The organism is Sinomonas sp. (assembly GCF_036848755.1).
In the GTDB taxonomy this organism is placed as follows: domain Bacteria; phylum Actinomycetota; class Actinomycetes; order Actinomycetales; family Micrococcaceae; genus Sinomonas.
In genome coordinates this window covers 1-8,917 of the sequence record NZ_DAIUJO010000132.1, presented here as the reverse complement: position 1 = coordinate 8,917, position 8,917 = coordinate 1, and the positions used below count along the sequence as shown (strand labels likewise).

The 8,917-nt window shown below is 70.0% G+C and carries 11 protein-coding genes; 5 read left to right on the top strand and 6 right to left on the bottom strand.

Translation table 11 applies throughout. The annotated features are described in order from the left end of the window. The first annotated feature begins 10 nt into the window (after nucleotides 1-10). From V7053_RS16300 to V7053_RS16290, 3 genes are read left to right on the top strand one after another with little or no spacing between them, the layout of a single operon-like run. The gene (locus V7053_RS16300) at nucleotides 11-1,258 is read left to right on the top strand and encodes a CaiB/BaiF CoA transferase family protein (protein WP_334173323.1); all 1,248 of its coding nucleotides are present in this window, start codon (nucleotides 11-13) and stop codon (nucleotides 1,256-1,258) included. Next, nucleotides 1,255-2,217, top strand: coding sequence for a hydroxymethylglutaryl-CoA lyase (locus V7053_RS16295; protein WP_334173321.1), 963 nt, complete (start codon nucleotides 1,255-1,257; stop codon nucleotides 2,215-2,217). Before V7053_RS16300 ends, V7053_RS16295 begins: the two co-directional genes overlap by 4 nt. Next, entirely contained in the window at nucleotides 2,214-3,206 is a 993-nt protein-coding gene (locus V7053_RS16290; protein ID WP_334173320.1) for a 2-hydroxyacid dehydrogenase, read from the top strand. Before V7053_RS16295 ends, V7053_RS16290 begins: the two co-directional genes overlap by 4 nt. A 71-nt stretch (nucleotides 3,207-3,277) precedes the next feature. On the opposite strand, the gene V7053_RS16285 is transcribed toward V7053_RS16290, so the two are convergent. Further along, entirely contained in the window at nucleotides 3,278-3,994 is a 717-nt protein-coding gene (locus tag V7053_RS16285) for an anti-sigma factor family protein (protein ID WP_334173319.1), read from the bottom strand. Then, complete coding sequence (locus V7053_RS16280) at nucleotides 3,991-4,497, bottom strand: sigma-70 family RNA polymerase sigma factor (protein ID WP_334173318.1); 507 nt, start codon at nucleotides 4,495-4,497, stop codon at nucleotides 3,991-3,993. The genes V7053_RS16285 and V7053_RS16280 overlap by 4 nt, the downstream gene beginning before the upstream one ends. Before the next feature lie 319 nt (nucleotides 4,498-4,816). On the opposite strand from V7053_RS16280, the gene V7053_RS16275 reads away from it, so the two are divergent. Both V7053_RS16275 and V7053_RS16270 read left to right on the top strand, forming a co-directional pair. Next, nucleotides 4,817-5,410 (top strand): COG4315 family predicted lipoprotein, encoded by a 594-nt coding sequence (locus V7053_RS16275; RefSeq protein WP_334173317.1) that lies wholly within the window; start codon nucleotides 4,817-4,819, stop codon nucleotides 5,408-5,410. 160 nt (nucleotides 5,411-5,570) lie between these two features. Then, entirely contained in the window at nucleotides 5,571-5,741 is a 171-nt protein-coding gene (locus tag V7053_RS16270; protein ID WP_334173316.1) for a hypothetical protein, read from the top strand. Between the two features lie 38 nt (nucleotides 5,742-5,779). Here the strand turns inward: V7053_RS16270 and V7053_RS16265 are convergent, their stop codons facing one another. The 4 genes from V7053_RS16265 to V7053_RS16250 all read right to left on the bottom strand — a co-directional run. After that, entirely contained in the window at nucleotides 5,780-6,436 is a 657-nt protein-coding gene (locus V7053_RS16265) for a DMP19 family protein (protein WP_334173315.1), read from the bottom strand. A 113-nt stretch (nucleotides 6,437-6,549) separates the two neighbouring features. Then, nucleotides 6,550-7,005 carry a heat shock protein transcriptional repressor HspR gene (locus V7053_RS16260; RefSeq protein WP_334173314.1) on the bottom strand — a complete coding sequence of 152 codons (456 nt, stop codon included), beginning with the start codon at nucleotides 7,003-7,005 and terminating at the stop codon, nucleotides 6,550-6,552. Between the two features lie 3 nt (nucleotides 7,006-7,008). Next, a complete protein-coding gene (locus V7053_RS16255; protein WP_334173313.1) occupies nucleotides 7,009-7,989 on the bottom strand; it encodes a DnaJ C-terminal domain-containing protein in 981 nt (326 codons plus the stop codon). A 256-nt stretch (nucleotides 7,990-8,245) separates the two neighbouring features. Continuing rightward, a partial coding sequence (locus tag V7053_RS16250) for a nucleotide exchange factor GrpE (RefSeq protein WP_443022655.1) occupies nucleotides 8,246-8,917 on the bottom strand: 672 nt, incomplete at its 5' end.

Here is an 8,917-nt window from a genome sequence, read left to right as displayed (position 1 = left end):
AGGGAGCACCATGCACCACAACCACGCGATCGCCCCACTCGCCGGAGTCCGGGTCCTCGAGCTCGGCAACTACATCGCCGCGCCCACCGCCGGGCGCCTGCTGGGCGACTTCGGCGCCGAGGTCATCAAGGTCGAGCGCCCGCGCACTGGAGACGAGCTTCGGAGCTGGCGCCTCCAGGCCGGGACGACGTCCATGCTCTTCCGGACGATCAATCGCAACAAGAAGTCGATCGTGCTGGATCTGAAGACCGAGACCGGCCGGCGGCTCGTCCTCGACCTCGCGAAGCACTGCGACATCCTGCTCGAGAACTTCCGCCCCGGAACACTCGAGAAGTGGGGCATCGGCCCGGACGTGCTCAACGAGGCGAACCCCGAGCTGATCATCACGCGGGTCTCGGCGTTCGGACAGACCGGGCCGATGTCCCCCCGTCCCGGTTTCGCCGCCGTGGCCGAGGCCCTCGGCGGGTTCCGCGAGCTGGTCGGGGACCCCGACCGGCCACCCGTGCGGGTCGGAGTCTCGATCGGGGACTCGATCGCCGGCCTCTACGCGGCGTTCGGATCGGTCATGGCGCTCTACCAGCGCGAAGCGCGCCGCAGCGCCGTGGACGGCGTCCCGCTCGGCGAGCGCATCATCGACGTCGCCCTCAACGAGGCAATGCTCTCGATGATGGAATCCCTCGTGCCCGACTACGAGGCCTACGGGCTCAAGCGGGAGCGCACGGGCGGACGGATGGAGGGCATCGCGCCGTCGAACGCCTACGTCTGCAAGGACGGGGCGAGCATCGTCGTCGCGGGAAACGGAGACTCCATCTTCCAGCGGTACATGCGGACCATCGAACGCCCGGATCTCGCCGATGACCCCGAGCTCGCGAGCAACGACGCGCGGTGGGCGCGCCGCGAGGAGCTCGACGCCGCCGTCGGCGCCTGGACTGCGCGCCACACCCAGGCCGAGGCGCTCCGCATCCTCGACGAAGCGGGGGTGCCCAGCGGCCCCATCTACACGGCCGCAGACATCTGCCGGGACGAGCAGTACGCCTCACGGAACATGATCCAGCGGCTGCCTGTCTCCACGGGCGAGGAAGTGCTCGAGAACGTCGGATTCCCCGGCATCGTCCCCGTCATCGGAGGGACGTCACTCCCGATCCGCACTCTGGGTCCGGACCTCGGCGAGCACACCAGGGAGGTCCTCGCCGAGGTCCTCGGGATGACCGAGGAACAGATCGAGACGGTCGTGCATTCGGAAGGAGCGCTCCTGTGAGCCGCGGAAACCCTCCCGCACCTGCCCTCCGGGACGTCACCCTCCGCGACGGGCTCCAGCTCACCGGCAAACTGCTCCCCACGGAGTTCAAGATCCGCCTTGCCCGGAGCCTGCTCCGGCTCGGGGTGCCCGAGCTCGAGATCGGCTCCATGGCGCGCCCCGACCTCGTCCCGCCCATGGCCAACACCCTCGACGTCGTCGCTGGGCTCACCCCGGAGGAGCTCGAGAGGTGCTGGATCTGGGTCGCGACCCCGCGCCACGTCGAGAAGGCCCTCGCCGCCGGCGCCCGCAATCTCCAGTACTGCTTCTCAGCCTCCGACGCGCACAATCAGGCGAACATCGGGCGAAGCACCGAGCAGAGCCTTGCGGCGATGCCCGAGGCGATTGCCCGGACGAAGGACGCCGGCGGACGCATCCAGCTGTGCATCGCCACCTCGTTCACGTGCCCGTTCGACGGACCGGTTGCCCCCGAGCGGGTCCTCGGGATCGCCGACGACGAGCGGGCAACCGGCGCCGACGACGTCGTCATCTGCGACACCCTCGGCCAAGCCTCCCCCGGCCAGGTCACGGACCTCGTGTCCCGCGTCGCGGGAGAGACGCCAGCGCGGCGCATCGTCTTCCACGGGCACGACACGTGGGGCCAAGGCGTCGCAAACTCCCTCGCCGCTGCAGCGGCGGGCGCCGCCGTCGTCGACGGAGCACTCGGCGGCCTCGGCGGCTGCCCGTTCGCACCCGGAGCGAGCGGGAACACCTCGAGCGAGGACCTCCTCTTCGCAACGCGTCCGGCTTGGCTCGACCCAGCCGGGTTCGGGGGCCTCGTCGGCCTCTCCGAAGAGCTCCTGGCCGAACTCGGGGAGCCCAACCGGTCCAAGGCGGCGCAGGGCGCACGGTCCAAGGCCAACGCCTTCGACTGGGTCATCCCGGGCGATCGCGAGCTCTCGGGCACGGAAGCTCAATGAGTCGACCCCGCATCCTCGTGACCACGCCGATCCCGGAGCCCGGCCCGTCGCTCCTGGCTGCAGCGGCCGACGTGACGGTGCTGGAGGCGAGCCCCAGCTATCCGGAACTTGTGGCTCTCTGCGCGAGTGGAACGTACGACGTCGTCCTGACCCAACTGCGGGATCGGATCGACGCAGGCCTGCTCGCCCAGGCGACGGTCAGAGGAGTCTCGAACTTCGCCGTCGGCTACAACAACATCGACGTCGCGGCCGCCACCGAACGCGGCATCATGGTGGGGAACACGCCCGGAGTCCTCACGGATGCGACGGCGGACATCGCGATGCTGCTCATCCTGGGGACGGCCCGCAGGGTTGTCGAGGCGGACAGGATGGTCCGCGAGGGACGGTTTCACGGCTGGGAGCCAGAACTCATGCTCGGCACCGACGTATCGGGCCGCACGCTCGGCCTGGCCGGGTTCGGAAGGATTGCGAGGGCTACGGCGAAGCGCGCGCTCGGCTTCGGAATGGACGTGCTCTTCGCGCCACGCCCGCCCGGCGACCGCATGGTCGAGGACTCGGAGCTCGGAGAGTTCGCCGGAAAGGTCCGGAAGGTCGAGTGGGACGACCTCGTGGCCTCGAGCGACTTCCTCTCGCTGCACGTCCCCCTCACCGAGGACACCCGCCACCTCGTCGATGCCGGCGTCCTCGCACGGATGAAGCCGTCTGCGATCCTCGTCAATACGGCGCGCGGGCCGGTGGTCGATGAAGTCGCTCTCGTTGACGCGCTCCGCAGCGGACGGATCGCAGGTGCGGGCCTCGACGTCTACGAGGAGGAGCCGCGCCTGGCTCCGCGCCTTGCCGAGCTGCCCAATACCGTCCTCCTGCCGCATATAGGGAGTGCGACCGTCTCGGTCCGGGCCGAAATGTCCCGCCTCAGCGCCCTCAACGCCATCGCTATGGCGAGAGGCCGCGTCCCCGACCATGCCGTCAATCCGACGGCATGGTCGTGAGTGCCCGGGTCGTGAGTGCCCGGGTCGTGAGGACCCGGCCCTGAGTGCCCGGGTCGTGAGGACCCCTCGGCTCACCCCAGCGTGACGCTCGCGACCGTGTGCTGGGCGTCGTCCCGGATCTGGATCGCGTGGATCGAAGCGAGCTGGTACGACGTCGCGCCGGTGAGGACGGCCCGTCCCGCGTATCCCGTCGAGCTCCAGCTCGCCGCCCGCTCCTGCGCGCCGTCGTCGGCCACGATCCACACGCTGAAGACCCCTGCGGACGGCATCCCCCGGCACACGAGGTCCAGCTCGGTGCCCCAGCCCTTGCGGACCAGCGCGAGGTCGACCTGGGCGCCGTCGGACGAGGTGAGGGAGTAGGACGCCGCAGGCGTCGGAGTCTGCGATGGCGTCACCGCGGGCGTCGGGGGGCGCTGCGCCGTCGGCGTCCCCGCGACCACCGGCCCGAGCGCGACTCCGAGCGCAAGCGACGCCGCGGCGGCCCCCGCGAGTGCCAGGCGCAGCGCCCGACGGCGGGCCCGAACCCTCGCGAGCAGGGCAGGCGGGGCCGGGGCCTCGTCGGGCAGGGCAGGGGCTTCGTCGAATGCCTCGGCGCGATCGAGTGCCTGGGCGCGTGCAGAGGGAACGGAGTCGAGGAGCGCAGGCAGCGTCTCGAGCTGTTCGATCTCGGCCTGGCAGTCCCGGCACGTGGCCACGTGCGCTTCGACCGCGCGCGCCTCCTCCGGGTCGAGCGCACCGAGGAGGTAGGCGCCGAGCGCGAGACGGGCCTCATGATGATCGAGGGTCACCGTTCCACCCCCAACTCGTCGAGTGCGCTGCGGAGCGCCTTGAGGGCGTAGAAGCAGCGCGACTTCACAGTCCCCGCAGGGATGCCCAGCTCGAGGGCCGCTTCGTGGACGCTGAGCCCGCGGTAGTGGACGGCGACGAGCGCCTCCCGATGATCCCGGGTGAGCCGCATGAGTGCCTCCTCCATCACCACTCGGTCCAAGAGCTCGTCGATCCGTTCGGCGTCGACGGCCCTGTCGAAGCCATCCACCCCTTGCGCCGGGACGGTCCTCGGGCGCCGGGAGCGCTGGCGGTGCTGGTCCACGATGAGGTTCCGAACAGTCCGGTAGAGGTACGCGCGGAGCCCCGCCGTCGCCTCGGGCGCCTGGCGCCACACCCGCACGATCGCTTCCTGCACGATATCCTCGGCCTGTTCATCGCTGCCCACGGCTCCGCGGGCGAAGCGCCTCAGCGCTGCGCCGTGGTCGCGGTAGATCGCCGCGACCGCCTCCTCGTCCATCGGCATCCTGCCTCCCGGCCTGCGGTACCGCTTCGGAGCTTCGATCCGTGGAGCTTCGATCCGTGGAGCTTCCGCCCCTAAGACGACGTGCGCCACGGAATGGTTCATCGCGCGCCCGGGGGCTGCAGCCCATTGTCCTCGCTCTGTCCTCGCCCGAACCAGCACGCGGCCCCTCGCCGACCCGCGGTCTCACCCAGCACGCGGTCTCCCCAGCACGCGGTCTCACCCAACCCGCCCCAACCCGCGTGGCGCTTGAACCGAACGGCACTCGGCGTCGTCTTCAGGTCAGCGGCCGTGAGCCGCCCCCAGAACGGAAGGGCACATCATGAACAAGCGAGCAGCTCTCTTCTTCGCGACTGCCTCAGCGGCTTCCGCCCTCGCCCTCGCCGGCTGCGGGGGTGGGAGCGGAAGCGGCTACGGGGCCGGAGGAACGACGTCGAGCGCCCCCTCCATGTCGACCTCGCCGTCGTCGTCCGCGTCGTCCGCGTCGTCCTCCGCGGCCCTGACCCTGCAGACGTCGACGATCGGCGGCCAGACGATCGTCGTCGACGGCAAGGGAATGACCGTCTACTTCTACACGCTCGACAAGCCCGGCGAGGCGAAGAGCGCGTGCACGGGCGGATGCGCCGCGCTGTGGCCAGCCGTCACGAGCGACACCGCTCCGATGCTCCAGGGCGTCACAGGCAAGACCGGCACCCTCACCACCGCCGACGGCAAGCAGCAGGTCACGATCAACGGGATGCCCATCTACTACTTCTCCAAGGACACCGCTCCCGGGCAGGCGCACGGGCAGGGCGTTGCGGGCGTCTGGTACGTCGTGGGCTCCGACGGATCGATGATCCAGACTCCGCTCACGGCGATGTCGAGCACGCCGAGCATGTCCGGCTCCTCCGACAATTCGGGGACCTCCGGGTACTGACCGGCGGACGCGGGAGGCCGCCCGCACCGGTGGCGAGCAGGCGGCCTCATTCTGATATGGATGCCCCGCTTCTGATATGCTCCCCCGCCCCGGGTAGAAGTCCTGTACCGGGTTGGGATCCGCCGGAGTAGATTGGGTTACCCCGAAGCGAGGAGGAGTCATGTCAGACTTCCGCAGCTACACGGAAGACGAAAAGCGCAGCTACGTCGCCCCCACCTGTGAGCTGTGCGGGCAGCACCGGCACGTTGTCTGGAATCAGGAGGGCGACCGCTGGATCCCGCGGGATCGCGGATGCTCCAACGAGGCGTGCCCCCAATTCAGCGCGGTGTGACCGCCAGCGCGGCGTGACCCGTCAGCGCTCTCTGACCGTCAGCGCCGGGTGACGTCCTCGACGCCACTCTCGATCTCGTCGTCGTACGCGTCGTCGAAGCCGCCGTCCGCGGCGTCGGCGAGCAACTCGACCTGAGCCCGGCGCTCCTCGAGGTCTGGGACGAGGCCCACGCGGCGGGCGATCTCGTCTTCGATGCCGTCATCATCGAGGGCCAGCAGGCCGTCCTGCCGGCGGAGCCAGGCGCCGTTGAGGGCCACGAGGTCCTCGGCCTCGAGGGTCTCCTCGAATTCGTCGTCGAGCGCTTCCATCGCGGCAACCGCGGCGGAAGCCTCGCCTTCGCCCACGAGATACGTCTCGGCGTCATCCTCGCTCAGTGCGTCAAACGCTTTGGCCGCCGCTTCGAACAGTTCGAGGTGCCCGGGCGCGCCCATCTCGCGCAGGCCGTCCCGGACGAGCTGGTCGAGGTCCTCGCGGTCGCCTGCGCTGACGGCGTACTGGGCGAACCCGCCCTCGAGTGCCTCGGTGAGGTAGAAGTCCACGTAGTAGCTGCGCAGGGCGTTGAGGGCGATCTCGTCCTCGCCGAGAAGCTCTGCGTACATCGCGTTGACGACGTCGATGTTCGCATCGACGAGCTCGGCGTCCGGGCCCTCAAGGGCTTCGGCGGGCAGGACGACGGGGTGCTGGTTCGTGGGCACGGGGGCCTCCTGGTTCGAGCGGTCGGGCACGCTTCGACCGTACGACGCCGGCCCTCCCCTCCCCGCGAGGCCGAGGTGAACGTTGGGCGAACTGTGGGCGCGTGCCCCCGGCGTCAGAACTGGGCGGGTCCCGTTGAAGCGCCGGTCGAGGGACGTGGGCGCCAGACGACGATGGCCTGCGAGCGCTGCTCGGGCCGTTGGCCCCGGGTGAGGGTTACGACGTCGCCCGCGATGCCAGCGGCGAAGACGCGGCGGGAGTCGGGACCACGCCGTCGCGCGTCGACGACTTCCTGCTCGAGTTCGGATACGCGTGCCTGGAGCGCGGCGACCTGATTTTCGAGCTCGAGGATGCGGCGGATGCCCTCGAGGGAGACACCGTCTTTCGAAAGCCGCTGGACCTCCCGGAGGAGCTCGACGTCGTGCTGCGAATAGCGCCGCTGCCGGCCCGACTGGCGCGACGGCGAGACGAGCCCCATGCGGTCGTACTGGCGAAGGGTCTGGGGGTGCATCTCGGCCAGCTCCGCCGCCACGGAGATCACGAAGATCGGAGCGTACGGATCGATGGCCATGGTCTAGAGCCTCGCCTTTGCGGCCAAGCCGGAGCGCGGGTTGGACTCGGAGTTCTTCGCGGTCGCCGCCGCGAAGGCCCGCACGGCCTCCTCAGCCTCCTTGGACAGGTTCTGCGGCACGACGACGTCGACCGTCACCAAGAGGTCTCCTGTGCCCTTGGCCGTCTTGACGCCTTGGCCCTTGACCCGGAGGGTCCTTCCCGAGTTCGTGCCAGCTGGCACCTTCATCCGCACCGTGCGGCCGTCGAGGGTGGGGACCTCGATCTGGGCGCCGAGCGCGGCCTCGTCGAAGCTCACGGGCACGTGGATCCGGATGTTGTCGCCCTCGCGGGTGAAGAATTCGTGCGGCGTCACGTGCACCGTGACCATGAGGTCGCCGGGACCGCCCGATCCGGGGGCGCCCTTCCCGCGGACGCGGACCTTCTGGCCATCGCGGATGCCTGCGGGGATGCGCACCTCGATCACCTCGCCGTTCTGCTCGCGAAGGCCCACCGTGGTGCCGCGGATGGAGCCCGCGAAGGAGATCGTCGTGCTCGCCTGGCGGTCGGCGCCGCGCTGGGGCGGAGCCTGGAAGCCGCCGCCGCCGGTGCTGAAGCCGCCGAAGAGGTCGGCGAACTCGGGCGGGAGGTTACCGGTGTTGAACCCGCGGGAATGACGGCCCGCGCCTCCGCCGAACAGACCCCCGAAGAGGTCCTCGAAGCCCGCGGTTCCCTGCCCCGCGCCCGGGCCTCCAGCCGTGAAGCGCGCCCCGCCCATCGCGCGGATCGCGTCGTACTGCTGCCGTTCCTCGGGGTCGCTCAGGACTGAGTTCGCCTCGGTGATGTCCTTGAACTTCTTCTCGGCCTCGGCGTCGCCCGGGTTCTGGTCAGGATGGTACTTGCGGGCGAGCTTTCGGTAGGCCTTCTTGATGTCGGCGTCGGAGGCGTCCTTGGGCACGCCCAGAATGGAGTAGAAATCCTTCTCCACCCAATCCTGACTAGCCACTGAGGCCTCCTTCTCGTCTCTGCATCACATTCTTATCGCTTCGGGTACAGATAATCCCCCCAATCCTCGTTTCGGGTACGGATCTGCACGAGCACGCGTACCCGAAACGCCTGGGACGGGGGATATCCGTACCCGAAACGGAGGGGCGGACGACGGCGGGGCGCACCCCCCGTCGTCCGTGGCCCCGCCGTCCGTGGCCCCGCCGTCCGTGGCCCCGTCGTCCGTGGCCCCGCCGTCCGTGGCCCCGTCGTCCGTCCTACGGGACGGCGACGATGACCTGTGCCGCGCGCAGGACGCGCGAAGCGGTCCGATAGCCGGCCCGGAGGACCTGCTGGACGGTGTCGACCTCGATCCCCTCGCCCTGCTGCTGGATGAGGGCCTCGTGGATGTTCGGGTCGAATTCGACCCCCGTCGCGTCGATCCGTTCGAGGCCGTGGCTCGTGAGGATCCCCTCGAGCTTGGCGGCGATGGACGCGAAGGGACCCTCCGTCAGGTCGCCGTGGGCCCGCGCCGCGTCGATGTCGTCCAGGACCGGGAGGATCGAGGAGAGGACGCCCATCACGGCAACCTCCCCCGCGACGGCCCGATCTCGATCGACGCGCCTGCGGTAGTTGACGTACTCGGCTTGGAGCCGCTGCAGGTCGGCGCGAAGCTCGGCAGCCTCGTTCTGGACCCCCTCCGCTTCGCTCAGGATCCGCTCGGCCTGGGCGAGGACGTCCTCCGAGTCGTGGGCATCGTCCACAGGTCGAATCTCCTCATGCTCGGGCAGGTCTGCCTTCGTCGGTCCGGCGGGGCCGGTCCCGGGAGCGCTCTCGGGAGCGGTCTCGGGCTGATCCTGCGGGTGCCGCACCCCGCCGGTGACCGGGTCAACCTTGCGGTTGTCCCGGATCACCGGCTTCTGCGGTTCGCCCCGGACCTCGTGCTCTTC

Coding starts and splice junctions, on each gene's coding strand:
- V7053_RS16260 (WP_334173314.1), bottom strand. CDS start 7,005: ATGGCCATCGATCCGTACGCTCCGATCTTCGTGATCTCCGTGGCGGCG.
- V7053_RS16275 (WP_334173317.1), top strand. CDS start 4,817: ATGAACAAGCGAGCAGCTCTCTTCTTCGCGACTGCCTCAGCGGCTTCC.
- V7053_RS16270 (WP_334173316.1), top strand. CDS start 5,571: ATGTCAGACTTCCGCAGCTACACGGAAGACGAAAAGCGCAGCTACGTC.
- V7053_RS16290 (WP_334173320.1), top strand. CDS start 2,214: ATGAGTCGACCCCGCATCCTCGTGACCACGCCGATCCCGGAGCCCGGC.
- V7053_RS16280 (WP_334173318.1), bottom strand. CDS start 4,497: ATGCCGATGGACGAGGAGGCGGTCGCGGCGATCTACCGCGACCACGGC.
- V7053_RS16300 (WP_334173323.1), top strand. CDS start 11: ATGCACCACAACCACGCGATCGCCCCACTCGCCGGAGTCCGGGTCCTC.